The sequence below is a fragment of the Stenotrophomonas sp. YJH_SMC_94-11 genome (genome assembly GCF_059370435.1).
Window position 1 is genome coordinate 116,633 of the sequence record NZ_JCAFTR010000006.1, and the last position, 26,076, is coordinate 142,708.

Annotated in this window: 23 protein-coding genes and 1 riboswitch; of the genes, 14 read left to right on the forward strand and 9 right to left on the reverse strand. The window is 67.4% G+C overall.

What is annotated here, in order from left to right; all coding sequences use genetic code 11:
- Window position 1 precedes the first annotated feature (1 nt).
- Both AC5P74_RS12235 and AC5P74_RS12240 read left to right on the forward strand, forming a co-directional pair.
- Window positions 2-2,149 carry a glycosyl transferase family protein gene (locus AC5P74_RS12235; RefSeq protein ID WP_346607334.1) on the forward strand — a complete coding sequence of 716 codons (2,148 nt, stop codon included), beginning with the start codon at window positions 2-4 and terminating at the stop codon, window positions 2,147-2,149.
- Window positions 2,146-4,980 (forward strand): NfrA family protein, encoded by a 2,835-nt coding sequence (locus tag AC5P74_RS12240; RefSeq protein ID WP_495204956.1) that lies wholly within the window; start codon window positions 2,146-2,148, stop codon window positions 4,978-4,980. Before AC5P74_RS12235 ends, AC5P74_RS12240 begins: the two co-directional genes overlap by 4 nt.
- On the opposite strand, the gene AC5P74_RS12245 is transcribed toward AC5P74_RS12240, so the two are convergent.
- The 3 genes from AC5P74_RS12245 to ettA form a co-directional block, all read right to left on the reverse strand.
- Window positions 4,974-5,978 carry a DUF4434 domain-containing protein gene (locus AC5P74_RS12245; protein WP_346607336.1) on the reverse strand — a complete coding sequence of 335 codons (1,005 nt, stop codon included), beginning with the start codon at window positions 5,976-5,978 and terminating at the stop codon, window positions 4,974-4,976. The two genes, AC5P74_RS12240 and AC5P74_RS12245, sit on opposite strands and share 7 nt — an antisense overlap.
- An 83-nt stretch (window positions 5,979-6,061) precedes the next feature.
- A complete protein-coding gene (locus tag AC5P74_RS12250) occupies window positions 6,062-7,378 on the reverse strand; it encodes an NCS2 family permease (protein WP_005415248.1) in 1,317 nt (438 codons plus the stop codon).
- 183 nt (window positions 7,379-7,561) lie between these two features.
- Window positions 7,562-9,226, reverse strand: coding sequence for an energy-dependent translational throttle protein EttA (gene ettA / locus AC5P74_RS12255; RefSeq protein WP_005415249.1), 1,665 nt, complete (start codon window positions 9,224-9,226; stop codon window positions 7,562-7,564).
- A gap of 252 nt (window positions 9,227-9,478) precedes the next feature.
- On the opposite strand from ettA, the gene AC5P74_RS12260 reads away from it, so the two are divergent.
- From AC5P74_RS12260 to ribD, 6 genes are all read left to right on the forward strand, one after another.
- On the forward strand, window positions 9,479-9,946 hold the full coding sequence (locus AC5P74_RS12260) for an RcnB family protein (protein ID WP_032953924.1): 468 nt from the start codon (window positions 9,479-9,481) through the stop codon (window positions 9,944-9,946).
- A gap of 186 nt (window positions 9,947-10,132) precedes the next feature.
- On the forward strand, window positions 10,133-11,386 hold the full coding sequence (gene glyA, locus AC5P74_RS12265; protein WP_005415251.1) for a serine hydroxymethyltransferase: 1,254 nt from the start codon (window positions 10,133-10,135) through the stop codon (window positions 11,384-11,386).
- 66 nt (window positions 11,387-11,452) lie between these two features.
- Complete coding sequence (locus AC5P74_RS12270) at window positions 11,453-11,872, forward strand: hypothetical protein (protein WP_053498101.1); 420 nt, start codon at window positions 11,453-11,455, stop codon at window positions 11,870-11,872.
- A gap of 27 nt (window positions 11,873-11,899) precedes the next feature.
- Window positions 11,900-12,349 (forward strand): hypothetical protein, encoded by a 450-nt coding sequence (locus AC5P74_RS12275; RefSeq protein ID WP_053498103.1) that lies wholly within the window; start codon window positions 11,900-11,902, stop codon window positions 12,347-12,349.
- Window positions 12,350-12,494: 145 nt separating this feature from the next.
- On the forward strand, window positions 12,495-13,016 hold the full coding sequence (nrdR, locus tag AC5P74_RS12280; RefSeq protein ID WP_005415256.1) for a transcriptional regulator NrdR: 522 nt from the start codon (window positions 12,495-12,497) through the stop codon (window positions 13,014-13,016).
- 78 nt (window positions 13,017-13,094) lie between these two features.
- Complete coding sequence (gene ribD, locus AC5P74_RS12285; RefSeq protein WP_065178779.1) at window positions 13,095-14,180, forward strand: bifunctional diaminohydroxyphosphoribosylaminopyrimidine deaminase/5-amino-6-(5-phosphoribosylamino)uracil reductase RibD; 1,086 nt, start codon at window positions 13,095-13,097, stop codon at window positions 14,178-14,180.
- A gap of 35 nt (window positions 14,181-14,215) precedes the next feature.
- Here the strand turns inward: ribD and AC5P74_RS12290 are convergent, their stop codons facing one another.
- The 3 genes from AC5P74_RS12290 to AC5P74_RS12300 form a co-directional block, all read right to left on the reverse strand.
- Window positions 14,216-14,590, reverse strand: a complete 375-nt coding sequence (locus AC5P74_RS12290) for a hypothetical protein (RefSeq protein ID WP_346607337.1) — start codon at window positions 14,588-14,590, stop codon at window positions 14,216-14,218.
- Window positions 14,591-14,704: 114 nt separating this feature from the next.
- The gene (locus AC5P74_RS12295; RefSeq protein WP_138953215.1) at window positions 14,705-15,589 is read right to left on the reverse strand and encodes a hypothetical protein; all 885 of its coding nucleotides are present in this window, start codon (window positions 15,587-15,589) and stop codon (window positions 14,705-14,707) included.
- 150 nt (window positions 15,590-15,739) lie between these two features.
- Complete coding sequence (locus AC5P74_RS12300; protein WP_005415264.1) at window positions 15,740-16,360, reverse strand: hypothetical protein; 621 nt, start codon at window positions 16,358-16,360, stop codon at window positions 15,740-15,742.
- 301 nt (window positions 16,361-16,661) lie between these two features.
- Window positions 16,662-16,807: riboswitch (FMN riboswitch) on the forward strand.
- Window positions 16,808-16,881: 74 nt separating this feature from the next.
- Between AC5P74_RS12300 and AC5P74_RS12305 the strand changes: the two genes are divergently transcribed.
- The 5 genes from AC5P74_RS12305 (at window position 16,882) to thiL (ending at window position 20,792) form a co-directional block, all read left to right on the forward strand.
- Entirely contained in the window at window positions 16,882-17,508 is a 627-nt protein-coding gene (locus AC5P74_RS12305; RefSeq protein ID WP_005415265.1) for a riboflavin synthase, read from the forward strand.
- Window positions 17,505-18,605 carry a 3,4-dihydroxy-2-butanone-4-phosphate synthase gene (gene ribB / locus AC5P74_RS12310; protein WP_329843151.1) on the forward strand — a complete coding sequence of 367 codons (1,101 nt, stop codon included), beginning with the start codon at window positions 17,505-17,507 and terminating at the stop codon, window positions 18,603-18,605. Before AC5P74_RS12305 ends, ribB begins: the two co-directional genes overlap by 4 nt.
- A gap of 160 nt (window positions 18,606-18,765) precedes the next feature.
- Window positions 18,766-19,233 carry a 6,7-dimethyl-8-ribityllumazine synthase gene (ribH, locus tag AC5P74_RS12315; RefSeq protein ID WP_005415267.1) on the forward strand — a complete coding sequence of 156 codons (468 nt, stop codon included), beginning with the start codon at window positions 18,766-18,768 and terminating at the stop codon, window positions 19,231-19,233.
- Window positions 19,230-19,709, forward strand: a complete 480-nt coding sequence (gene nusB, locus AC5P74_RS12320) for a transcription antitermination factor NusB (RefSeq protein ID WP_005415268.1) — start codon at window positions 19,230-19,232, stop codon at window positions 19,707-19,709. The genes ribH and nusB overlap by 4 nt, the downstream gene beginning before the upstream one ends.
- A gap of 120 nt (window positions 19,710-19,829) precedes the next feature.
- Complete coding sequence (gene thiL / locus AC5P74_RS12325; protein ID WP_053498109.1) at window positions 19,830-20,792, forward strand: thiamine-phosphate kinase; 963 nt, start codon at window positions 19,830-19,832, stop codon at window positions 20,790-20,792.
- Window positions 20,793-20,979: 187 nt separating this feature from the next.
- Here the strand turns inward: thiL and AC5P74_RS12330 are convergent, their stop codons facing one another.
- Window positions 20,980-21,390 carry a hypothetical protein gene (locus AC5P74_RS12330; protein WP_053498111.1) on the reverse strand — a complete coding sequence of 137 codons (411 nt, stop codon included), beginning with the start codon at window positions 21,388-21,390 and terminating at the stop codon, window positions 20,980-20,982.
- A 423-nt stretch (window positions 21,391-21,813) separates the two neighbouring features.
- Between AC5P74_RS12330 and AC5P74_RS12335 the strand changes: the two genes are divergently transcribed.
- Window positions 21,814-23,835 (forward strand): acyltransferase family protein, encoded by a 2,022-nt coding sequence (locus AC5P74_RS12335; protein ID WP_346607338.1) that lies wholly within the window; start codon window positions 21,814-21,816, stop codon window positions 23,833-23,835.
- 230 nt (window positions 23,836-24,065) lie between these two features.
- Here the strand turns inward: AC5P74_RS12335 and AC5P74_RS12340 are convergent, their stop codons facing one another.
- Complete coding sequence (locus tag AC5P74_RS12340) at window positions 24,066-25,451, reverse strand: FAD-binding oxidoreductase (protein WP_346607339.1); 1,386 nt, start codon at window positions 25,449-25,451, stop codon at window positions 24,066-24,068.
- On the reverse strand, window positions 25,448-26,029 hold the full coding sequence (locus AC5P74_RS12345) for a metal-dependent hydrolase (RefSeq protein WP_053498116.1): 582 nt from the start codon (window positions 26,027-26,029) through the stop codon (window positions 25,448-25,450). Before AC5P74_RS12345 ends, AC5P74_RS12340 begins: the two co-directional genes overlap by 4 nt.
- Window positions 26,030-26,076 lie beyond the last annotated feature (47 nt).

A 26,076-nucleotide genomic window follows, 5' to 3' on the forward strand; every position in this document is an offset into this window, starting at 1 on the left:
CGTGGACGGTCTGTTCTGGAACATCCAGCTGGCCAACTACTACGCCGCCCTCGAAACCACGGCGGCGGCGGTGGCCGTGCTGATCCTGATCTCCAGCCTCGATGATCTGTTCATCGATGTCTGGTACTGGGTGCGCGAGAGCTGGCGCGCGCTGACTGTCAAGCGCCGCGACGCGTACCGGCCGCTGACCCAGGAAGACCTGCTGCAGCGGCCGGAACAGCCGCTGGCGATCATGGTGCCGGCGTGGATGGAGTACGACGTCATCGCGCAGATGGTCGAGAACATGATCAACGTGCTCGACTACCGCGAGTACGTCGTGTTCGTCGGCACCTATCCCAACGATCAGCAGACCATCGACGAAGTCGAGCGCATGCGCCGTCGCTACAAGCGCCTGCGCCGCGTGGAGGTGCCGCATGACGGACCGACCAGCAAGGCCGACTGCCTGAACTGGCTGATCCTGGCGATCTTCGACTACGAGAAGCGCCACGACATCGAGTTCGCCGGGGTGATCCTGCACGACAGCGAAGACGTGCTGCACCCGATGGAACTGCGCTTCTACAACTACCTGCTGCCGCGCAAGGACATGATCCAGCTGCCGGTCACCTCGCTGGACCGCGAATGGTACGAACTGGTGGCCGGTGTCTACATGGACGAGTTCGCCGAATGGCACGCCAAGGACCTGGTGGTGCGCGAGAGCGTGTCCGGCATGGTGCCGTCGGCCGGCGTCGGCACCTGCTTTTCGCGGCGTGCGCTGCTGGCGTTGAGCGCGCAGACCGACAACCAGCCTTTCAACACCGACAGCCTCACCGAAGATTACGACGTCGGTGCGCGGCTGGCAGCCATGGGCATGCAGTCGATCTTCGCCCGCTTCCCGGTGCAGTTCCGCGTGCGCCGGCCGTCTTGGTTCGGCTGGGGGCCGGTGCGCGAGCGCACCCAGCAGATGGCACTGTGCGTGCGTGAGTACTTCCCCGACAACTTCCGCGCCTCGTACCGGCAGAAGGCGCGCTGGGTGCTGGGCATCGGCCTGCAGAGCTGGGAGTCGCTGGGCTGGCGCGGTTCGCTGGCTACCAAGTACCTGTTGGCGCGCGATCGCAAGGGCATCATCACCTCGTTCGTCAGCATCATCGCCTACCTCATCTTCCTGCAGTTGCTGTTGTTCTGGCTGTTGAAGGCGACCGGGGTGTGGACGATGCAGTTCCCCAGCGTGTTCCAGGCCGGTACCTGGCAGATGAATGTCGCGCTGCTGACCACGGCGGCGCTGGCGACCCGCGTCGTGCAGCGCTTCTACTTCGTCAACCGCCTGTACGGCTGGGAGCATGCGCTGATGTCGATCCCGCGCATGGTGGTCGGCAACATGATCAACTTCATGGCCACCGCCCGCGCATGGAAGGTGTTCCTGGCCTACCTGCTGTTCGGCAAGCGCATGGTCTGGGACAAGACCATGCACGACTTCCCCGATGCGGCACAGTTGGTGCAGACCCGCAAGCAGCTCGGTGAGCTGTTGACCACCTGGCAGGCGGTGGAACCGGAGCGGCTGCAGCAGGCGCTGGCGCAGCAGCATGCCGGCCGGCGGCAGCCGCTGGGCCGCATCCTGCTAACCCAGGGCTGGCTGGATGATGAAACCCTGGCCGAAGCCATCGCCTTCCAGGGCGACCTGCCGCGTGCGGTCATCGACGTCGACTACCTGCGCGCGGGCTCATTCCCGGTCAGCGCCGATGCCTGCGTGCAGTGGCGCATGCTGCCGCTACCGCCGCGGCAGCAGCAGACACTGCGGCTGGCCGTGGCCAGCCCATTGCCCGAAGACGCGCTGGCGTTGCTGAAGCAGGAAACCCGCAGCGCGCACATCGAACAGAGCATCGCCCGCGAAAGCGAAATCAACGCAGGCCTGCGCCTGATCGGCGGCGACCAGCACTGGCAGCTGGACAACGTACCCTTGCTGGGCGACCTGCTGGTGGAGATGCGCCTGATCGAGCACGCGCGCTTCGAGATCGCACTGGATGCGTACAAGCCGCAGCGCGATGGCCGCATTGGCGATTACCTGGTCAAGCAGGGCATCACTACCGAAGAGGCCGTGGCCCAGGCCATGCAGGAGCAGCGCCGGCGTGCGGCCGCGCTGCAGTCGCCGCCTCCCGGAGCCTTGCCCGCATGAAGACCACGCTGCTGTCCACCGTCATTGCCGTGGCACTGGCTACGACCTCCGCGCCGGTGCTGGCGCAGGCCGATGCGTCGCTGCCGTTGTCCGGTGCTGCATACCGCGTCGCCGAGCAGGCCCTCGCCGCTTACGAGCGCGGCGACTATCAAGCGGCTTACCAGCAGTCCAGCGAAGCTGTCCGGTTGCGCCCGGACGTGGTGCGGCTGCGCTTGCTGCAGATCTATGCGTTGCAGAAACTGGGCCGGTCGGCGGAGGCGCAGCAGCAGGCGCGCCGTGCACTGGATGCCGGGTTGAAGGATCCGGCCTTGCCGGCACTGGCCGCTGCCACCGCTGCGCGCAGCACGCCCCCGGATGCCAGGGGCGGGCGCGCCCCCTCCCCACCGCGCGCGGCCGGCAGCGGCGCAGACCGTGCCAGGCAGCAGGCCTACACGCTGGCCACCGAGGCCTATGGTGCCTATGACGCCGGGCGCATGCGGGAAGCAGCCAGCAAGGCCGAGCAGGCCTTCCGCCAGCAGCCGAAGCAGGGCGCCTGGGCGATGCTGTGGGTGGCGGCGCTGGAGGCACAGCAACAGGCCGAACTGGCCGACGCGGCCATCGGCACGGCGCTGCAGCTGGGCGCACCGAACGTCGAGGAACTGCACGCGCGGCGCGTGGCGCTGGCCCGCCAGCGCGCGCTGCTGCAGGCCCAGCAGGCCTACCAGTCGCTGTCCACGCAGAACGATGCGGCGGCCGTCGCGCAGGCGCGGGCCGCCGTCGAGCTTGCGCCGGATGTTGCTTCGTACCGGTTGCTGTTGATCACCGCGCAGCTGCAGCAGGGGCAGCTGGCCGACGCCGAGCGCAGCGCCGACCAGGCACTGCAGGCCGACGGCGGCGATCTCAATGCCCGGGTGATGCGCGGCTATCTGCGCCAGCGCCAGGGCAAGACCGTGCTTGCCAATGAGGACTTCGACACCGCGCTTGCCATGCCGGGGTCCACAACGCAACAGCGCAACGTGCGCCTGCTGGCCGTGGATGCGGCCTTGGCCGCTGGGGACCGCATACGTGCGGCTGCACTGCTGGCACCGCTGCAGGCGGCGTTGCCCACGGATGTGGGCGATGCTCGCGCGCAGCAGTTGCTGCAGCAGGGCATCGAGCAGCGCGCCAGGGCGACCGGATCCAGTCGCGAGCGTCCGCGCATGAGTGCGCAGGCCTATCCGGCGCCGTTCCAGCATTGCCAGTCGGATGGCACCGGCAATGTCTGCGAGCTGATGCCGGCTGACCTGCAGGGCGACGGTGGTGCCGCACAGCGCGCATATGCAGCCTACGCGCGGCAGGACTTTGCCGAGGCCATCGGTGAGGCAAGGCAGGCCGTGCAACTCGCACCGGACGATGCAGACCTGCAAGGCCTGCTGACCACCACGCTGGCGGCAGGCAACCGCAGCCAGCAGGACGAAGCGCGGCTGCGCCTGGATGCGACGCTGGCACAACACCCTGATGACGCGGTGGCGCTGATGCAACGCGGCTACCTCAACCAGAAGGCCCGTGAACCGGCGCGCGCACTGGCCGACTTCCGTGCCGCCGAGGCCACCGGCAAGGCACCCAAGAGCGTGGTGATCGACCAGGCGTACGCGAGTGCGGCCAACGGCGATCATCCGCAGGCGGTGTCGCTGCTGCGCAGCGCCATTGATCGCGCCGACGCCGGTGAGCTGCCTCTGGATGCGCATCAGCGCTACAACGTGCGCAATGCCATCGCCAACTATTCGCGCGAGTGGGGCGTGATCGCCTCGGCCGGCTTCCGCGGCGCGCGCCAGGCCGCGACCAATGTCGGCGGCGCGGCGATCAGTACGCCGGGCGATTCGGTGTTCAGCACGCTGGAAGCGTTCTGGCGGCCCCCGGCGTTCAATAACCAGCATGGTACGCTGGAGCTGTACACCCGGCTGCTCAACACGCTGTACGACGAGGGCGGCACCTACGAATCGATTCGCGCCGTGGACCCGTGCACCGGCGAATCGACACCCGACGCACGTGCTCGCGCCGACCGTCTCAGCCGTTCGCATTCCACCACCGGCTGGCCGTCCACCATCGCCTCGTTCGGCATGCGCTACGCCTTCGGCCAGACCGGCCTGAGCGCCGGCATCGAGCGCCGCCAGTTTCTCGGTAGCGCCACCCGCACGGGCGATGTCTATCCCGCGTCCGCGGCCGTGCAGTGCAGCCTGCAGCTGGCCCTGAACCCGCCACTGGAAGCCAGCACGCTGGCCCGCTACCGCCTGGCCAGCGGTTCCGGTGGCTGGATGTCCTACCTGACCTACGGCTATTACCACGGTACCGACCTGCGCACCGACGTGAACCAGTGGTGGATGGTCAGCGGCTACGCGCAGGGCGGTTACACATGGGATGACAACAGCGCGCATTTCACGCTGGATGCACTCGATGCCAACGGCATACCAGTGCGGCGGATCGGCGATGCCAGCGGGCGCCTGCATCGCGAACAGTGGTTTGCGGCCGGTGAACTGCGCGCCGGACGCAGCTTCCGCTTTGGCGCCGGGCAGACCCACTGGGTGGTCACGCCGTATCTGGTGGTGGGGGCGGACTGGCTGGACCAGCGCTCGCGCGTGCGCGACATCCGTTACCCGCTGTTCCCGTCGCAGTCGTTCGCGCTCAACGATACGCAGCGCAGCTGGTCACTTGGCGCGGGGCCGGGCCTGGGCGTGCGCTACTGGTTCCGCGAGGACCGCTACAACACGCCGCGTTCCTACCTCGACCTGACCGTGCAGTACCGCTTTGCGATCGGTGGCGGTGATACGCAGCGCGCCAAGGGCCTGTTCGCCACCGCCATCCTCTATTACTGAGGCAGCCCCCACCGCTGCCGCAGCGCCGCGGCCTGCGGCGTGTCCTGGGTCAGCCACGGCTCCAGCGCATAGACCAGCACGTTCTGTGCGCCGCTGTCGCGTGCCCACGCCAGCTGCCGCTGGATCCGTGCGGCATCGGCAGTCTCGCCCTTGAACCCGCTGCCATCAGCGGCGCTGCCGGGCAGTTCGCGGAACAGCTCGACGATCGCATCGAAGCCGATGTCGTGCGCGTGGAAGTGATCGAGCAACGGCTGAAGCTGCTGCACGTTGCCGGCGCCGGCAACGCCCACGCCGTCCTGCACCATCGGCCGCAGCGTGGCCTGTGCCAGCACCGCCTGCCACAGCGTGACCAGGTTGCCGTCGGTCTGCAGGCGGCTGAAGTAGCAGGAGATCGCGCAGTCACCGCCGCGCGCGCGGGCGGCGTCTGCCAGCCCGTGCAGCCATTGCGCCAGCCACTGCTGGCGGGCCGGATCGGCCCAGTGGTACTGCTCCAGCTCGTAGGGCAGGTACCAGCCCTCGAAGGCGGGTACCTGCGCCCAGGGCGCCTGTGCCAACCAGCGGCGTGCATGCGCCAGGCTGTCGGCGAGGAACGCCTGCAGCGTGGCATCGTCGGCCCCGATCGCCTGCCACCAGCGTTGCTGGAAGGGCAGTCCGACGCGGATGCGGATGTCGTTCTCGCTGGCGGCGGTGAACAGCTGCTGCAGGCTGCCGTCGGGCAGTGACCAGTCGCCGTCACTGCCGCCGACGATGCCGGTCCATTGCAGCACCAGCTGACGGCAGCCCAGCGTATGTGCAAGCTTCAACGAGCGCTGCCAGTCGGCCAGTCCCCACTGCAGGTGGCTGCGCCAGGGCTGCAGGAAGGTGCCGTCGACCTGCACCGGCAGCGAGCAGCCGGGCAGGGTGGCGAGCGTACCGGCCAACGGCGCCAGCACGGCCGCGCGCAGCAGGCGGCGGCGCAACGGCGAAGACGGATCTGCGGGAAGAACGGGCGCAACCATGCCCGCATCATCCCAGAGCACCGTGCGCAGCAGGTGAACCCAGCGACCGGTGGTGCCGGCCGCTGGCCGGCACCACCGTGTGCTTACTCCAACGCGTAGCGCAGGGTGAACAGCACCGCCACCAGCCATACCGCTGGATGCACTTCGCGCCAGCGGCCGGTGCCGGCCTTCAGTGCCGCATACGCGATGAAGCCAAACGCCAGGCCATTCGCGATGGAGTAGGTGAACGGCATCGCCAGCGCGCACAGTGCGGCCGGCACCGATTCGGTCAGGTCGCTCCAGTCCACTTCCACCAGTTCGCGCAGCATCAGGCCGGCCACGAACAGCAGCGCCGGTGCGGTGGCATAGCTGGGCACCATCGCCGCCAGCGGCGAGAACAGCAGCGCGGCCACGAACAGCGCCGATACGACCAGCGCAGTCAGGCCGGTACGGCCACCCACCTGCACGCCCGAGGCGCTTTCAGCGAAAGCGGTGGTGCTGCTGGTGCCGAGCACCGAACCGGCCACGATGGCGGTGCTGTCGGCCAGCAACGCGCGGCCGAAGCGCTTCTGCGCGCCCGGCAGCTTCAGCAGTCCGGCGCGACCGACCACGCCATACAGGGTGCCGGTGGCATCGAACACTTCCACCAGCACGAACACCAGCACTACCTGCAGCAACACCGCGATCGGCGCACCGCCGTCATGGTGCAGCAGGCCCGGCAGGTCCAGCTGCAGGAAGGTGGGGGCCAGGCTCGGCGGCAGCGAAACCAGGCCCTGGTACTGCACGTCGCCCAATGCCCAGCCCGCACCGGTCACCGCCAGGATGCCGATCAGGATCGCGCCGCGGATCCGGCGTGCTTCCAGCACTGCGATCAACAGGAAACCGGCCAGCGCCAGCAGTGGCGGCGCCGTGTTCAACGGGCCCAGCGCCACCAGCGTGTCTTCGTTGCCGACGATCACGCCGGATTTCTGCAGCGCGATGATCGCCAGGAACAGGCCGATGCCGGCCACGATCGCCGAGCGCAGCGACGAAGGAATGCCCGACACCAGCCATGCCCGCACACCGGTCAGCGACAGCACCAGGAACACCAGGCCGGAGATGAACACTGCCCCTAGCGCCTGCTGCCACGGCAGGCCGGCAGCACCGACCACGGTGAACGCGAAGAACGCGTTCAGGCCCATCCCCGGTGCCATGCCGACCGGGAAGTTGGCCGCCAGCGCCATTACCGCCGAACCCAGCGCGGCGGCCAGGCAGGTGGCCACGAACACCGCACCCGCATCCATGCCGGTGGTGCCGAGGATCTCCGGGTTGACGAAGACGATGTAGGACATCGTCAGGAAGGTGGTGATGCCGGCCAGCAGCTCGGTACGCACGGTGGTGCCGTGCTGCTGCAGCTGGAACATGCGCTCGAACAGGGACATGGGGATTCTCGCGACGATAAGGTGTCACGACCAACGGTCGTGACCTACCCGAATGCAGAACGTGGGTACCGACCGTTGGTGGTGGGTACCGACTGTTGGTCGGTACGCTTCAAAGCGTCACCACCAACGGTGGTGACCTACCGAAAGGAGAAAGGCCGCGCGAGCGCGGCCTTTCCGGTTGCCTTACTTCAGCGCCTTGAAGCGCAGGCGCTTCGGCGCAGCGTCATCGCCCATCCGGCGCTTCTTGTCTTCCTCGTACTCGCGGTAGTTGCCCTGGAAGAACTCCACGTGCGAGTCGCCTTCGAAAGCGATGATGTGCGTGGCGATGCGGTCCAGGAACCAGCGGTCGTGCGAGATCACGAAGGTGTTGCCCGGGAACTCCAGCAGCGCGTCTTCCAGTGCACGCAGGGTTTCGATGTCCAAGTCGTTGGACGGCTCGTCGAGCAGCAGCACGTTGCCACCCTGCAGCAGGGTCTTGGCCATGTGCAGGCGGCCACGCTCACCACCGGACAGCGAACCGACCATCTTCTGCTGGTCCTGGCCCTTGAAGTTGAAGCGGCCGATGTAGGCGCGCGACTGGATCTCGATGCCGTTGATGTTGAGGATGTCCAGGCCGCCGGCGATTTCCTGGAAGACGTTGTGGTTGCCTTCCAGCTTGTCGCGGCTCTGGTCCACGTAGGACAGCTGCACGGTCGGGCCGATCACGATCTCGCCCGAATCCGGCTTTTCCTGGCCGGTGATCATCTTGAACAGGGTCGACTTGCCGGCGCCGTTCGGGCCGATGATGCCGACGATCGCGCCCGGCGGAATCAGCATCGACAGGTTGTCGATCAGCAGGCGGTCGCCGAACTTCTTGGAGACGTTCTTGAACTCCATCACCATGTTGCCCAGGCGCTCGCCCGGCGGGATGAAGATCTCGTTGGTCTCGTTGCGCTTCTGGTAGTCCTGCGACTGCAGCTCTTCCAGGCGGGCCAGGCGGGCCTTGCCCTTGGAACGGCCGCCCTTGGCGTTCTGGCGCGACCACTCCAGTTCCTTCTGGATCGCCTTCTGGCGGGCCTTTTCCTGGTTTTCTTCCTGCTTCAGGCGTTCATCCTTCTGCACCAGCCATTCGGTGTAGTTGCCCTTCCACGGAATGCCGCGGCCGCGGTCCAGTTCCAGGATCCACTCGGCGGCGTTGTCCAGGAAGTAGCGATCATGGGTGACCGCCACCACGGTGCCGGTGTAGCGCGCCAGGAACTGTTCCAGCCATTCCACCGACTCGGCGTCGAGGTGGTTGGTCGGTTCGTCCAGCAGCAGCATGTCCGGCTTCTGCAGCAGCAGGCGGCACAGTGCCACGCGGCGCTTTTCACCGCCGGACAGGTTGGCGATCTTGGCATCCCACGGCGGCAGGCGCAGCGCATCGGCAGCCACGTCCAGCTGGTTTTCCAGGGTGTGCGCATCACCGGCGGCCAGGATCGCCTCCAGGCGCTCCTGCTCCTTGGCCAATGCGTCGAAGTCGGCACCTTCTTCGGCGTAGGCGGCGTACACCGCCTCCAGCGCGGCCTGGGCCTGCAGCACTTCGCCCACGCCTTCCTCGACCGACTCGCGCACGGTCTTGTTCGGGTCCAGTTCCGGTTCCTGGGCCAGGTAGCCGACCTTGATGCCCGGCTGCGGGCGGGCTTCACCCTCGAAATCGGTGTCCACGCCGGCCATGATCTTCAGCACGGTGGACTTGCCGGCGCCGTTCAGGCCCAGCAGGCCGATCTTGGCGCCCGGGAAGAAGGACAGCGAGATGTCCTTGATGATCTGCCGCTTGGGCGGGACCACCTTGGACACGCGGTTCATGGTGTAGATGTATTGCGAGGACATGAGGTCTCCGTAGGCGCGGCCCTGCGCCCGGCCCATCACGGGAACATCCCGTTGTGGCAGCGGGCACAGACTGGAAAGGAATACCGCCAATTATAGCCGGAACCGGTTCCGGCCCGCGCCGGGCAGGCGCGGTCGGGCTGGCCGTGGGCTGAATACTGCGTCACAGTCCTGCAGCGGGAAGCGTTTCCAGCCGGAAACGGTTCAGATCGGTTGCGCAATATGGGCTCACCACCACCCAAGCAGAGGTCTGACATGCGCATCAATCGAGTAATGGCCGGCGCCGTGGCCTCTGTGCTGGCGTTCGGCGCGGTGGCCCCGGCCTTTGCCGACAACGACCACCGTCGCGGCCATGACCGCCGCGAGTGGCGCGAGGACCGCCGCGAATGGCGACAGGACCGCCGTGACTGGGAACGCGACCGCCGCGAGGCACGCCGCGACTGGGAGCGCGACCGCCGCGACTGGCACCGCGACCACGACCGCTACTATCGCCCGGCCCCGCCGCCGCCGCGCGTGGTCTACGGCCCGGGCTATGGCTGGAAGGTCGGCCACCGCTACCGCGATTACTACCGCGGCCCGATCTATGTGGTGAACGACTACCCGCGCTACCACCTGCGCCGCCCGCCGTATGGGCACCACTGGATCCGCGACGACCGCGGCAACATGTTGCTGGTGGCGGTGGCGACCGGCATCATCGCCGACTACATCATCAACAGTCGCTGAGGATCGCGGCCGGGGTCGGATCCCTTTCCAACGGAAAGGGCCCTGATCCCACAACATCCCTTGAAACCATACGGGGCCGGATTCCTTCGGGAGTGCCGGCCCCGGCCTTTTCGGCCCCGGCAGGCCGGTGCGGGGCTACAATCAGGGGCTGAGCCGTACCCCTTTCCCTGCCTGCTGGAGTACCCGATGTTCCCGCGTGACGTCCGCATCGAAACCTACGATCCCGAACTGGCCAAGGCCATTGCCGCTGAGACCCAGCGCCAGGAAGACCACGTCGAGCTGATCGCCAGCGAGAACTACACCAGCCCGGCGGTGATGGAAGCCCAGGGCAGCCAGCTGACCAACAAGTACGCCGAAGGCTACCCGGGCAAGCGCTACTACGGTGGCTGCGAATACGTGGACATCGCCGAGCAGCTGGCGATCGACCGCCTCAAGCAGCTGTTCGGCGCGGACTACGCCAACGTGCAGCCGCACAGCGGCTCGCAGGCCAACCAGGCCGTGTACTTCGCCCTGCTGCAGCCCGGTGACACCATCCTCGGCATGAGCCTGGCCCACGGCGGCCACCTCACCCACGGTGCCAAGGTCAATGCCTCGGGCAAGCTGTTCAACGCCGTGCAGTACGGCGTCAACGACCAGGGCCTGATTGATTACGACGAAGTCGAGCGCCTGGCCCTGGAGCACAAGCCGAAGATGGTCGTCGCCGGCTTCTCGGCGTACTCGCAGGTGATCGACTGGGCGCGCTTCCGCGCCATCGCCGACAAGGTCGGTGCCTACCTGTTCGTGGACATGGCCCACGTGGCCGGCCTGGTCGCCGCTGGCGTCTACCCGAGCCCGCTGGAGCATGCCCACGTCGTTACCTCCACCACCCACAAGACCCTGCGCGGCCCGCGTGGCGGCATCATCATCGCCAAGGGCGCCGACGAAGACCTGGTCAAGAAGCTGCAGTCGATCGTGTTCCCGGGCATCCAGGGCGGTCCGCTGATGCACGTCATCGCCGGCAAGGCCGTGGCCTTCAAGGAAGCGCTGGAACCGGGCTTCAAGGCCTACCAGCAGCAGGTGGTGAAGAACGCCCAGGCGATGGCCAACACGCTGATCTCGCGCGGCTACAAGATCGTTTCCGGTGGCACTCAGAACCACCTGATGCTGGTCGACATGATCGGCAAGGACGTGTCCGGCAAGGATGCGGAAGCTGCGCTGGGCAAGGCTCACATCACCGTCAACAAGAACTCGGTGCCGAACGATCCGCGTTCTCCGTTCGTGACCTCGGGCCTGCGCCTGGGCACCCCGGCCGTGACCACCCGTGGCTACGTCGAGCAGGACTGCGTGGACCTGGCCAACTGGATCGCCGACGTGCTGGACGCGCCGAACGATGATGCCGTCATCGCCCGCGTGCGTGATGCCGTCAGCGCGCAGTGCCGCAAGTACCCGGTCTACGGCTGATCGCCGCCGGGGTCGGATCCCTTCCCGCAGGGAAGGGCCCTGACCCCGTCACCAGGAATCCCGCGCATGGATGAGCGCCGCCTCAAGTACCTGTACGCCGTCCTGGCGGTGGCATTTGGCCTGCCCAGCCTGGCAGTGGGCGGTGTCGCGGCGACGATGCTGCTGCTGACGGGCCTGGGCCAGTTCGGCCATGGCACGCTGGCCGCGGTGACTGTGATGCCGCTGTGGGGCCTGGCCGGCATTGCCGGCTGCCTGGCTTGGTTGTGGCTCAGCGCCGGGTATCTGCTGCAGGGGCGTGCCGGGCTGCAGGTGCATCGCCTCTGGTGGTGGATGCTGCTGGCCGGCGGTCTTGCCGCTGTGCCCCCGCTGGGGCTGGCGCTGTGGTGGAGCATCACGGTCCACGCCGAAGGCATCGCCCTGTTGCTGTTGGGCCCATCGATGCTGGTGCCGGCGGCGATGCTGGTGTGGATCAAGCGCCGCGCATGACGTGGCCCATGGAAGGACATCGAACGCATGGATGAGCGCCTGCACAAACGCGGGATGGCCATTGCCGGCCTGCTGGTGGGCCTGCCCACCGTGGCAGCAGGCGGTACGGGTGCCGTGCTGGGGCTGATGGTCGTATGGGACGGCAAGTACCTGACGGGCGACGAGCACACGCTGTTGCTGCTGTGGTCGTCGGCGGGAATCATCGGCCTGCTGTCGTGGTTGTGGCTGAGCGGGCTGTTCCTGTGGCGCGGTGTTGCCGGCCTGCGCCAATCACCGGTTGCCGCCTGGGCCGGCCTGGCGCTGGGTGTGCTGGCCGCGTTGGCCGTGGTTGCCGCCACGCTGTACTTCACCTTCAAGCACGGGGAGATCTCGACATTGGGCTTCCTCGGCTTTGGCCCACCGCTGTTGGTGATGGCCGGGCACCTGGCGTGGCTGCGCTGGTCACGCGTGGCATCGCCGCTGCCCGCACCGGGTTGAGCCGGACATCACGAACTCGCCGGACACCTTGGGTGGCCAGAATGCAGGCGCTTCCGCGCAGGCAGCATTTGCTGCGGCGCCCTTTCTCAGGTACCTTTGCGACGCTGCCATGATCGTGGCAATTGCTCCCTGAGCCAGGCGTTCCATGCATTGCCCCTTCTGCCAACATGCCGATACCCGGGTCATCGACTCGCGCGTCTCTGAAGACGGCGCGACGATTCGCCGTCGGCGGGAATGCGAAGCCTGCGGCGAGCGCTTCAGCACCCTGGAAACGGTCGAGCTGAAGCTGCCGGCCATCGTCAAGAGCGATGGCACCCGCGAAGCGTTCGACCAGCGCAAGGTCCGCGCGGGGTTCGACCGCGCGCTGCAGAAGCGTGCGGTGCCCGAAGACAAGATCGAAGCGGCGGTACGTGCGGTGGTGCACCAGCTGCGCATCAGCGGCGAGCGCGAAGTGCCCTCGATCAAGGTGGGCGAGTTCGTCATGAACGAACTGCGCAAGCTCGACCACGTGGGCTATGTGCGCTTCGCTTCGGTCTACCGCAGCTTCGAGGACGTGGCCGATTTCCGCGAGGAGATCGAGAAGCTCGAACGCGACCTGCCGTCCAGCACCGAACAGCTGCAGCTGCTGGGCGATGTGATCGCCCTGACCAAGAAGAAGAAGGGCTGACCGCCTCTGCCTGGGTGGGTGCCAACCTGGATTGGCACCGATGGCATGGATCAACACCGGCAGCGTTACCATGGTCGCATGACACCCTCGTTCTCCGTCCTCGACCACCTGCACATGGCCAACGCGCTGCGCCTGGCCGAGCGCGCTGCCTATACCACCCGGCCCAACCCGATGGTCGGCTGCGTGATCGCCCACGGCGAACGCGTGGTCGGGCAGGGCTGGCACCAGCGCGCAGGGGGGCCGCACGCTGAAGTATTCGCACTGCGCGAAGCCGGCAGCGAGGCCCGCGGTGCCACCGCTTATGTCACCCTGGAGCCCTGCGCCCACTACGGGCGCACGCCGCCGTGCGCACTGGCGCTGATTGAAGCGGGCGTGACGCGCGTGGTGGCGGCGATGCGCGATCCGTTCCCGAAGGTTGATGGCGGTGGCTTCGATCTGCTGCGCAATGCGGGTATCGAGGTTGCCGAAGGACTGATGGCGGCGCCGGCGCGCGAGCTCAACAAGGGCTTCCTGTCGCGCGTGGAGCGCAACCGCCCGTGGCTGCGGGTGAAGCTGGCCGCCAGCCTCGATGGCCGCACCGCGATGGCCGACGGCAGCTCCAAGTGGATCACCGGGCCGGCCGCGCGCGAGGACGTGCAGCACTGGCGTGCTCGCGCCGGTGCGATCCTGACTGGCGCCGATACCGTGCTGGCCGACGACCCGATGTTGACCGTGCGCCTGGCCGGTGCCGAAGTGATGCCGCCACTGCGCGTGGTGCTCGATTCGCGCCTGCGTTCGCTCGAATGCAGCCGTGTGCGCGAGGGCGGTGCGCCGACGCTGTACCTGCACGATGCGGCGGTGAGCGCACCGGATGCGGCCGACGCCGAATTTGCCAGCGTGCCCAGCGCAGAGGGGCGGTTGGATCTGGGTGCGGTGCTGGCGCTGCTGGCCGAGCGTGGCATCAACGAGGTGCATACCGAAGCCGGCGCGACACTGGCCGGTGCGCTGCTGCGCGCTGGCTGGGTGGACGAACTGCTGCTGTACCAGGCGCCCACGCTGCTGGGCGACAACGGTCGTCCGTTGCTGGCCGGCCTGGGCATCGAGGCAATGGGCCAGCAGCGCCGCCTGCGCGTGGTTGACCAGCGCCAGGTCGGCGAGGACATCCGGCTGCTGTTGCGCCCGTGAGGCAATGGCGGGGCACTGGCCCCGTTCCGGCGCTGTCAGGTGCCCTCGTCCTCGTGGGCGGGGCACTGCTCTTTCCATTGCTGCTTCCACAGCAGATGCAGGTCACGGCAGTAGGCACCGAGTGCTTCTCCCGTCAGTTGCGTTGACTTCCACCGCAGCCTGCGCCGGCTGATGCCCTGGTCGTACTCGTCCGGCAGCACCGACGGTGCGCACTGATCGTGGTACTGCAGGAACGCCCGGCAATCGTCGTTCTCGCTCAGTTGCGCGTCGATGTCGCGGTCGCGCAGCTGGGTCGACTCGAAGGCAACCGAAGGTTGCACGTAGAAGGTCCTGGGTCTGGACGCTTCGGCCTGCCAGCACGCCATCAGCGCGACAAGCAGGGCCGTGGTCGAGGTTATGCGGTGCTTCATGCTGTTGCCCTCGTGGAAGAGGGCAACAGCATTGATCACGCAGTGTGCGCAAGACCATGCAACGGTTCTGAAAGTGCCATTGATCCTGCTGCAGGCAAGGGCGCTACATCGTGCTTATGTGCACTCGTCGGTCCACATCATCTCGGCGATCGGGCGCAGCGCCTTGCACTCCTGCGTCATCTCATCGGCCGACTTCACCTGTGCCTTGGCCTTCAGTTCCTCGGCCATCGCATCCACGCCGCTGATCTGGTCGGGCGCGATCTTCGCCACGCAGCTGCGGTGCTGCTGCAGCAGCAGGTCGCAGCCGGGTACGCCGGTCACCTTCGGTGCGCTGGCCGCCTGCACGTCCTGCATCCATTCCTCGAAGGGTGCCAGCGCCCCGGTCACGGTGCCCACCAGATCATCGAAGTTGCCGCTGTACCAGTAGCCGTTGTCCTTGGCCGGGTACAGGGTGAAGGTGCCGCTGACCGGCACGCGCGCGCCGCTCTGCAGCGCCTGGGTGTAGGCGTCGGTGAACTGCTTGCGCGAGGCCGGGCGGGCGTCGGCGGCAAGGCTGGCGGCGAACAGCGGACGTACCTTGCCCAGGTCGGGCACCTGGCAGCTGAAGGTGATGCGCGCCAGCTTCTGGTCGTCCACGTATTCGTTGTCTTCAATCACGCTCTTGCTGGCGCGGCACTTCGAATCACGCAGGGCCTTGGCATACAGCGCTTCGCTGGTGGCCGCGTCGGCCTTGGCGCCGGTGCTGGCAAGCACGACCTGCCACGGTTCGGCCAGCGCCTTGGCCAATGCGCCCGGGTTCGGGGTTACCGCGTCCTGGCCGTCGAAGGCGGGCTTCAGCGCATCGTTGAGGGTGCGGGTCGCGGCGGCGTCGTCTTCCAGCAGGACGCGGGCATACAGATCGAAGGCCTGTTCGGGCGTCAGCGTGGCCGGGGCGGCGCTGGCCAGCAGCGGGGCAGCCAGCAGGGCGCTGGCCAGCAGGGTACGCAAGGGGGTCTTCATGACGGTGTTTCCTGTTCCAGAGGCGCGCAAGCCTAGCGCATCTTTGCGCAGGCCCGACGGCGCCCTGTGATCACGTGCCGACGCGCGGGGCAAAAAAAACGGGCCCCTTGCGGGGCCCGTTCGATCGCACGACGAGGAGCGACCGTTGGATCAGAAGCTGGCGCGGACGCCGGCCGAGTACTGGGTGACGTCGCGGTAGCCGGAGATCTCGCCCACCAGACCCCAGGTCTTGGTGAAGTTGATCTGGCCGCCAACAGTGCCGACCCAGGTGCCCTTGTAGTTGTTGCCGCCATCCATGTAGCCGGCCTTGGCCCAGGCTTCGGTCATGCGCGACGGCTTGCCGCGGATGCCCATGGTGACGCGGCCCAGGTTGGTGTGGTCCTTGCCGTGGTAACGCACACCGTCATAACGCAGGGTCGATTCGGCGTTCTGGCGCACCCAGGCGGCATCGGCGGTGAAGTCCAGGCGGTCGGTCCACGGCATGTGGTAGCCGATACCCAGCTCCGGCTGGTTCAGTTCCAGCTTCAGCGAATCTTCGCCGTAGTGGCGGGTCTTGCTGGTGCGCGACCAGCCACCGAACACGTAGACCTGCTCGGCCAGCGCGACCGAACCGCGCAGGTAGCCACCGTCGACCTTCGGGTCGTCCAGCAGGTTGTCGTCAACCTGGACCTGGGTCCAGCCGCCTTCAACGTAGGTGTAGCTCAGGGCCTCGGCCGAAGCCGAGAACGGGGCGGCGGCCAGCAGGGCGGCCACGATCAGGATCTTGCGCATGGGAATTCCTGTGAGTTTCAGTCCATTGGCGGGCCTGCCCTCGCGGCTGCCCGTGGCGACCTCATGTCGTCCGCTGCGGATTTTAATGAAAGTTTTACAAAATGCGAGAGACGGCCGTCACAGGCTGGGGCGGACCGGGGTTGGGGGTCGGATCCGTTTCCCATCGGGAAACGGCCCTGACCCCTGTGCTGCTGCGGTCCATGGGGTCAGAGCCCTTTCCTGCGGAAAGGGACCCGACCTTGAGCATCCCACCCCGTTCAGGCCGGGCTGGTACACTGACGAGGCCGGTTCGCCGGTACACAAACGTCTTCAGGGCGGGGTGCAATTCCCCACCGGCGGTAGGTGCGCAAGCACGAGCCCGCGAGCGCCCCGGCCCACGGCCGGGGGTCAGCAGATCCGGTCCAATGCCGGAGCCGACGGTCATAGTCCGGATGAAAGAAGACGGTGCCACAGGGCTCTTGCCCTGCGTGCACCTGTTTGCCTTGCGGCGTTTTTCGCTCACTTTTCGCGGAGAACGTTACTTGTTTACTGGAATCATCGAAGGCGTCGGTCGTCTGGCCGCACGCGAATCCATCGGCGGCGATGTCCGCTTCACCTTCAATGTCGGGAATCTGCCGTTCGACAACGTGCAGATGGGCGAGAGCATTGCCATCAACGGCGTCTGCCTCACCGTCATCGCGTTCGACGCCCGCAGCTTCCAGGCCGATGCCTCCACCGAGACTCTGGGCCTGACCACGCTGGGCCAGCTGGGCGAGGGTGCGGTCATCAACCTGGAACGGGCCATGCGCCCGACCGACCGCCTCGGCGGCCATCTGGTCAGCGGCCACGTCGACGGCCTCGGCCAGGTGCTGTCCATCCATGAAGATGCACGTGCCCAGCGCTGGCGCTTCGCCGCGCCGGCCTCGCTGCGCCGCTACATTGCCAAGAAGGGTTCGATCTGCGTGGACGGCGTCAGCCTCACCGTCAACGAAGTGGACGATGAAGGCTTTGAAGTCGCCCTCATTCCGCACACCGTGGCCAACACCGCCTTCTCCGCCACCGGCGTGGGCAGTGCGGTCAATCTGGAAATCGATCTGGTCGCCCGTTATGTGGAGCGGTTGATCAGTGTGCCGACCAACGGTCAGCACCCACACGGAGATGCCGCATGAATTTCGCCCCGATTCCGGAAATCCTGGAAGACATCCGCCTGGGCCGCATGGTGGTCATCGTCGATGACGAAGACCGAGAGAACGAAGGCGACCTGATCATGGCCGCCGAGCTGGTCAAGCCGTCGGACATCAACTTCATGGTCACCCATGGCCGCGGCCTGGTATGCCTGCCGCTGACCCGCACCCGCGCCGCCGACCTCGGCCTGGCGCCGATGGTGCAGGCCAATACCGCGCAGTTCCAGACCAACTTCACGGTCAGCATCGAGGCCGCCGAGGGCGTTACCACCGGCATCTCGGCCCACGACCGCGCCCACACCATCCGCACCGCGGTCAAGCCCAACGCCAAACCGTCGGACCTGCACCAGCCGGGCCACATCTTCCCGCTGATCGCCCAGCCGGGCGGCGTGCTGACCCGCGCCGGCCATACCGAAGCCGGCGTCGACCTGGCCATGCTGGCCGGGCTGGAACCGGCCGGCGTGCTGGTGGAGATCCTGAACCCGGATGGCAGCATGGCGCGCCGCCCGGAGCTGGAAGTGTTCGCCCGCGAGCACGGCCTGAAGATGGGCTCCATCGCCGACCTGATCGCCTACCGCCTGGCCACCGAAAAGACTGTTGAACGTGTGGACGAGCGCGACATCGACACCGAATTCGGCCCGTTCAAGCTGGTGACCTACCGCGACCGCATCGCCCACGACCTGCATTTCGCCCTGGTGCGCGGCACGCCGGATGCGGAAACACCGACCCTGGTGCGCGTGCAGGTGGAAAACCCGCTGGCCGACCTGCTGCACTGGCGCCGTGACGACTTCGGCGTGGCCGCCACCGACGCACTGCGGGCGATCGATGCCGAGGGCAGCGGCGTGATGGTGGTGCTGTCGGCCCCGCGCGATGGCGAAGCCCTGCTGGCCCGCCTGCGCCAGCAGCCGGCGCCGGTGGTGCCGGGCAAGGACAAGGACGTGGGCCAGTGGCGCCGCAACGGTGCCGGCGCACAGATCCTGTCCGACCTGGGCCTGGGCAAGCTGCGGGTGCTCGGCACCCCGCGCCGTCAGATCGGCCTGGCCGGGTACGGCCTGGAAGTGGTGGAGACGGTCACCCTGTAATGGGTAGAGCCGGCCAGCGGCCGGCACTACCGGTGGGTGCCGACCCCATGCCACCGGTGGGTGCCGACCGTTGGTCGGCACACCCTGCAGGCCCCCGCCAGCCACGGCCGGGGCCCATCCACGCTAGAATTACCCCCTTATCGAGTCCCCCAAGCCGCATATGAGCCACTACGAAGGCGATCTTCGCACTCCCGAGTCGGCGCGCTTCGCCATCCTGGCCAGCCGCTGGAACGCCCGCATCACCGACGCGCTGGTCGCAGGCGCGCGCCTGAGCCTGGCCGGCAACGGCATCACCGAAGCCAACATCGACGTGATCCGCGTGCCGGGTGCCTGGGAACTGCCGCTGGTGGCTGCACGCCTGGCCGCCGCCCATGAACACGCCGCCATCCTCACCCTGGGCTGCGTCATCCGTGGCGACACCCGCCACTACGAACACGTGGCCGACCGCTGTGCCGAAGGCCTGATGCGCGTGCAGCTGGATTTCGGCGTGCCGGTGCTGAACGGCGTGCTGGCGGTGGAACGCGTTGAAGACGCCGAGGCCCGCGCAGGCGGCAGCCACGGCAACAAGGGCGAGGAAGTCGCACTCGCCGCACTGGAAATGGTCAATCTGCTGGAGCAACTGCCATGAACAAGAACACCCAGGGCAAGCCCTCCGGTAAACCCGTCCGCCGCGATGGCGTCGACCCGGTGCTGCGCTCGCGCGCCCGCCGTCGTGCCGTGCAGGCCATCTACGCCTGGCAGATCTCCGGCGGCAACGCGCAGTCGCTGATCGCCCAGTTCGCCCACGAGCAGGCCCGCGAAATCGCCGACCTGGCGTACTTCGAGGCGCTGGTGCACGGCGTGCTCGACAACCGTCGCGACATCGACGAAGCGCTCGGCCCGTACCTGGACCGTGGCATCGAGGAAGTGGATGCGATCGAACGCGCGGTGCTGCGCCTGGCCGCCTACGAGCTTCGCTACCGCCTGGACGTGCCGTACCGCGTGGTGATCAACGAGGCCATCGAATCGGCCAAGCGCTTCGGTTCCGAACATGGCCATACCTACGTCAACGGCGTGCTGGATCGTGCCGCCGTGGAATGGCGCAAGGTCGAATCGGGTCATTGACCCGCCTGTGGTAGTGCCGGCCGCTGGCCGGCAGCTGCAGGGATTCTGAGGTTGCCGGCCAGCGGCCGGCACTACCGCCCACCGCGTCTTGCGCGGCACGTACAACAGCGGGAACGCCCCATGTCCCTGGCCGAATTCGCCCTCATCGACCGCATCCGCGCCCGCACCCTCGAGCGCGACGACATCCTGCTTGGCATCGGTGACGACGCCGCGCTGCTGCAGCCGCGCGCCAACGAACAACTGGTGGTCACCGCCGACACGCTCAACAGCGGCGTGCACTTCCCGGTGGAAACCCCGGCCTTCGACATCGGCTGGAAGACCCTGGCGGTCAACCTGTCGGACCTGGCCGCGATGGGCGCGCGCCCGGCGTGGTGCACGCTGGCGTTGTCGCTGCCGGAAGCGTCTGAAGACTGGATCGAGGCCTTCGCCGATGGCTTCTTTGCCCTGGCCGACCAGCACGACATCGCGCTGATCGGTGGTGACACCACGCGCGGCCCGCTGTCGCTGTCGGTGACCGCGATGGGCCAGGTCGGGCGTGGCCAGGCGCTGCGCCGCGACCGCGCGCAGGTGGGTGATGACATCTGGGTGAGCGGCACGCTGGGCGATGCCGCCGGCGCGCTGCGCCTGTGGCAGCAGGGTGCACTGAGCATCGCCACCGCCACGCTGCTGGCCGACTACGAAAGCCTGCGCCTGCGCCTGCTGCGGCCAACGCCACGCGTGACGCTTGGCCTGCGCCTGCGGGCCTTCGCGCACGCGGCGGTGGACGTGTCCGACGGCCTGCTGGCCGACCTCGGTCATATCACCACGCGCAGCAACGTGGCCGCACATGTCGATGCCGATTCGCTGCCGATCTCGCACGCGCTGCGTGAGCTGCTCGGTCGTGAGGCCGCACGCGACTGCGCACTGCGCGGTGGCGACGATTACGAGCTGTGCTTCACTGCCGCCGCCGACCAGCGCGACGCGCTGCACTACCTGGCCGAATCGCTGGACGTGCCGCTCACCCGCATCGGCCGAATTGCCGAAGGGCAGGGCGTACACGTGGACGGCGAAGCCGCCGACGGCGGTTACCAGCACTTCGCGTAGCAGCAGCGGTACTGCCCTGCTGGGTCAACCTTCGGGGTGGGGTCAGATCCCTTTGCGCCGCAAAGGGATCTGACCCCAGGTGCGCACTGTTTGGGTTGACGTGGCATTTGTAGAGCCGAGCCCACGCTCGGCTGCAATCCGATTGGAGCGTGATGAGCCGAGCATGGGCTCGGCTCTACAGATGCCATTACACCGCCCGCAACTGCACATCCACATACTCGGCCAGCCCACGGCAGGCCAGCAGCAGCCCTTCGCGCGCGCCATCGCCCATCTGCTGGTCAATATCCCCATCCACGCGTACGCGTTCGGTGGCGTGCAGCAGTTCCAGCAGGAAACTCAGCCCCGCATTGGCGCGGTCGATACGCGCCATGGCAAGGCGCTGCCCGGCTGTGCGGTTGGTGCCGGGCCATGGTTGACCATCGGCGGCATCGCCTTGGCGGATGTGCTGCAGGCAGGCCTGCAGGGTAATGGCCCCGGCACTGTTGCCGGTCTGCAGCGCAACGAAGGTATCTTCCAGCGTGCGGGCCAGGTCATCGGGCAGGCGCGTGGCGGCCTCGCCCAGGGTGGCGGAAAGGTGCGGGTAGGGGGAAGCGGTCATGGCGGCGTCCTTGTGCAAGCGGCAAGGGGCCACCCTGCTTAACAGCGAGGGTGGCGGACGGTGCGTGGTTGCAATACCGGTGGTTAATGTCGTCAAACGCCGGCGGGCACGAGGCCCCCACGCACCGCCCGCCATAGGTGCGCGGACAGAATGCCTGCCGACGCCACCCAACAAGGAAAGGGCGACGCCGGCAGGCAAGCGTAAACGACATTCACCAAACGGGATTGCAAGCCCGTGCCACCCGTTGTTGGTGGCGCTAGATGATCTGCATGCAGTGCCACGTATGCCAATGAGAAAGATTTGAAAATTCGAAAACGTTGCAGACGTGCGGCGCGGCGTCAGTGTGGTGATTACGACATTCCCACAGGGGCGAACTGGGACCGGAGCTGAACCATGTCCCGGCCTGTCGCGATCATCCATTGAATGACTGCGGCAGCGGTCGTGATGCTGTCGGATCGTTTTCCACCCGATGCCTGCATGTCCCCTCCCGAACGTTCCCACAACGCTGCCATTGACGGCCTGCGTGCATTGGCGGTGCTGGCCGTCATCCTGTTTCACACCAACGCAGCCTGGTTACCGGGTGGCTTCACCGGTGTGGATCTGTTCTTCGTGGTGTCCGGCTTCGTGATCAGCCAGTCGTTGGCTTCGCGCGCCCATGGGTCGCTGGGCGCGATGCTGCTCGATTTCTACCGGCGCCGCGTGCTGCGCCTGTTGCCGGCGTTGCTGGTGATGCTGGTGACCACCTTCATACTGTCTGCGCTGTTCATTCCCCGCGCGTGGCGCAATGAGCAGTTCGACCAGACCGGCTGGGCCGCGCTGGTCGGCTTCAGCAACATCGTGCTGGCTGGTCAGCAGGACGACTACTTCTCACCCGGCGCGGAACTGAACCCTTTCCTGCACACGTGGACGCTGGGCGTGGAGGAACAGTTCTACCTGGTCTTCCCGCTGCTGTTCTTCGTGTGGCTGCGCGGGCGTGAGCGCTGGCCGTGGTTGCGCTGGTTGTTGCCGGTGCTCACCCTGCTGTCGCTGGCGTGGGCAGGCTGGCAGGCGCAGACGGCACCGGCGGCAGCGTTCTACCTGCTGCCGGCGCGATTCTGGGAGTTGGCTGCGGGCGCGCTGCTGTACCAGTGGATGCGCACGCGCACGCCGGGCCAGAACGGTGATGCGGTTGCAGTGGTCGGTCTGGCACTGCTGGGTGCAGGCGTGGTGATCGCACCGCAGCTGGCGATGCCGGTTCCCGGCGTGCTGGCCACCGTGGCCGGTACCCTGCTGCTGTTGGCAAGCGTGTCGATGCCGGGGACATCACGCCTCGCCCGCGTGCTGGGCTGCGCACCGCTCGCCTACCTGGGGCGCCTGTCCTATTCGCTGTACCTGTGGCATTGGCCGCTGCTGGTGCTGCTGCGCTGGACCTACGGCCTGCACGGCGCCGCGCTGTGGCTGTATCCGGTACTGCTGCTGGCGCTATCGGCTGTGTCGTATCACTTCATCGAGCGTCCGCTGCGCAGTGCGTTGCCGCTGCTGCGCCTGGCACCGGCCAAGGTGCTGGCGATGGCGGTACCGCTGGTGGCGCTGTGTGGCGCGGGTGCCTGGGCCACGGTGGAGTACCATGAGCAGGTCTCGCTGAGCGTGACCCGCGACGGCTATGCATGGCAGGCGCGTCGCTACCCCGCGTGGCGCCCACTGGAGCCGCTGAGTGCGCCGGCGCTTGAAGGGCGGCGCCTGTTCGTGGCCGGCGATTCGCACGCGGCGGCGTATCGCACCATGACCAGCATGGTCGTGCGCCAGACCGGCATGGAGCTGCGCCAGCAGGATCGCGGCGGCTGCAGCTTCGTCAATCTGCTGCGGGCCAGTCCAGCCGATTGCCAGGACTTCATTGAGCACACGCTGTCGACCATCGAGCGCGATGCACGCCCCGGTGACATCGTGCTGCTGGCGGCCTTGCGCATGCCGGAGCTGCGTGGATTCGACTGGCGGCGACAGGATGCGCAGGAAATCTATCGTCAACTGCTCGCCGAGCGCACCCCGACCGATGCGCAGGCCGCGCGTGATGAGGCTGATCATGTTCTTGGACGTCTGCAGAAGCTGGGCGTGCAAGTGGTTTTGGATGCACCGCTGCCGTTGTTCAAGGCCGGTGCGTACCGCTGTTCCGACTGGTTCAACCGCCGCAACCCGGCGTGTGCCGGTGGCCTGAGCATGCCGCGCGATGATCTGGAGAGGCTGCGTGCGCCGCAGATGGCGTTGCTGGCCGAGCTGGCAGCGCGCTATCCATCGCTCACGGTGTGGGATCCGCTGCCGCTGCTGTGCGGGCCAACGACCTGTTCGGCGGTGGAAGACGGGGAACCGCTGTTCTTCGACAACGACCACCTGAGCGGGCATGGCAACCGCGTGCTGTTGCCCAGTTTCCGGCAGACCCTGATCGATATTGCAGGCGACACGCCGGTGTAGAGCCGAGCCCACGCTCGGCTTGCGCGCGCAGCGCGGGCTTGATCGCGATCTGGTCGAAGCGCAGCCGAGCATGGGCTCGGCTCTACAGAAGTGCGAAGGGGAACGTCACATGGTTGTAGAGCCGAGCCCACGCTCGGCTTGCGCGCGCAGCGCGGGCTTCATCGCGATCTGGTCGAAGAGCAGCCGAGCATGGGCTCGGCTCTACAGGAGTGCGAAGGAGTGTGCGCGGTCTATGCCGGCGGCAGTACCTTGCCCGGGTTGAGGATACCGTCCGGGTCAAGCGCGGCTTTGATCGCGCGCATCGTCGCCAGCGTAGCCGGTGTGAACGCCTGCGCCATGAAATCGCGCTTGGCCAGGCCGATGCCGTGTTCGCCCGACAACGTGCCACCCAGTGCCAGCGTCAGCTCGAAGATCTTCGGCAGCGCGGCATGCGCGCGCATGTTTTCATCTGCATCCTCCGGGTGATAGAGGATGTTGACGTGCAGGTTGCCGTTGCCGGCGTGGCCGAAGGTGACGATGGTGAGCGCGTAGTCCCGTGCCAGGGCCTGCACGCCGGCCACCAGTTCCGGAATGCGCGACACCGGAACCACCACGTCTTCATTGATCTTGCCCGGCGCGACGCTGCGCAGCGCAGGCGACAGCGCCTTGCGCGCCGCCCACAGCTGGTCGCGCGCGCGGCCTTCCATCGCCACGTCCAGCTCGATCATGCCGTCGCCTTCGGCGGCGCTGGCCAATGCCTGCAACAGATAGGGCAGGGTGTCGTGGTCACCATCGGCCTCGACCAGCAGCATCGCACCGGCCTCCGGCACGTCAGCACCATTGAGCCGCAGCAGCTCCAGGCTGCGCGCGTCCATGAATTCCAGGCGGGTGGGTACCACCGGCTGCGACATCAACCGCGATACGGCGGCCGCAGCAGCATCGGCATCGCGGTACAGCACGCGCAGACCGGCCTGGCTGACCGGCAGCGGGGTCAGTTTCAGCGTGGCTTCCACGATCAGTGCCAGCGTGCCTTCGCTGCCCACCAGCAGGTGGGTGAGGTCGTAGCCGGTGGCATCCTTGGTGTAGGCACCACCGCAGCGGATCAACTCGCCGGTGCCGGTGACGGCCACCAGGCCCAGCACGTTGTCGCGGCTGGTGCCGTACTTCACCGCGCGCGGGCCGCCCGCATTGCAGGCCAGGTTGCCACCGACGCTGCAGATCTCCGCACTGGACGGGTCCGGTGCCCAGAACAGGCCGTGCGGGGCCAGTGCTTGCTGCAGGGCGCCATTGAGCACGCCCGGTTGCACCACCGCGCAGCGATCGCCGGCGCGGATCTCGACGATGCGGTCCATGCGGGTGAACGACAGCACGATGCTGCCGGGCAGCGGCACGGCCGCGCCGGTGGTGCCAGTGCCGGCGCCACGTGCGACCAGAACCACGCCATGCGCGCGGCATGCACGCACCAGCGCCTGCACCTGCTCGATGTCCGCCGGAAACGCCACTGCAGCCGGACGCTGATGGCGCCATGAGTTGTCCTGTGCGTTGGCCTCCAGCGCGCCGTCATCCATGCGCCAGCCCTCCGCGCCCAGCAGGGTGGAAAGTTCAGTAACCAATGCGGTGGGCAGGGCAGGACTCATGACGGATCTCGTGGGGCAGCAGGAGCGGGTTGGATCAGTTTCCAGGCGACAACGGCGCCGGCCAGTGGCAGCCACACCCAGCGCAGTTCGGAGAGCAGGGTAGCCACGCCGCGTGCGCTGAAGAACTGTGGCGCGAACGGTGACACGCGGATGGGGCGCCACGGCGCGAAGAAGCGGTGTTCGCTCCACGGCCAGGCCAGCGCAACGCCCAGGCCACCGGAGGTCATCGCATCCAGCAGCGGATGGCTGGCGGCGCAGACGAAGACGAATACCGCCGCTTGCACGGTAGATGCCAACCTTGGTTGGCACACACCCGCCGACCAAGGTCGGCGACTACCAAAGAACGCCAACACCGCAGCCAATGCGGCCAGCACGCCGGCAAACAGCAGTGAATGACTGGCGCCACGATGGCCGAACGCATCGGCGTAGGGAATATGCAGCGCAAAGGCCAGTACATCGGCATCGGGCAGCATGGCGGCGATCACGCCGGCGGCCAGCAGGCGCGGCGGGATGCGGCCACGATCCGCGGCGCACCACAGCGCCAGCGGCACAGCGGCATGGGTGATGATCGAAGGCATCAGTCACGCACCGTGGTCGTGCCGGCTCTGGCAGCTGCCAACCCTGG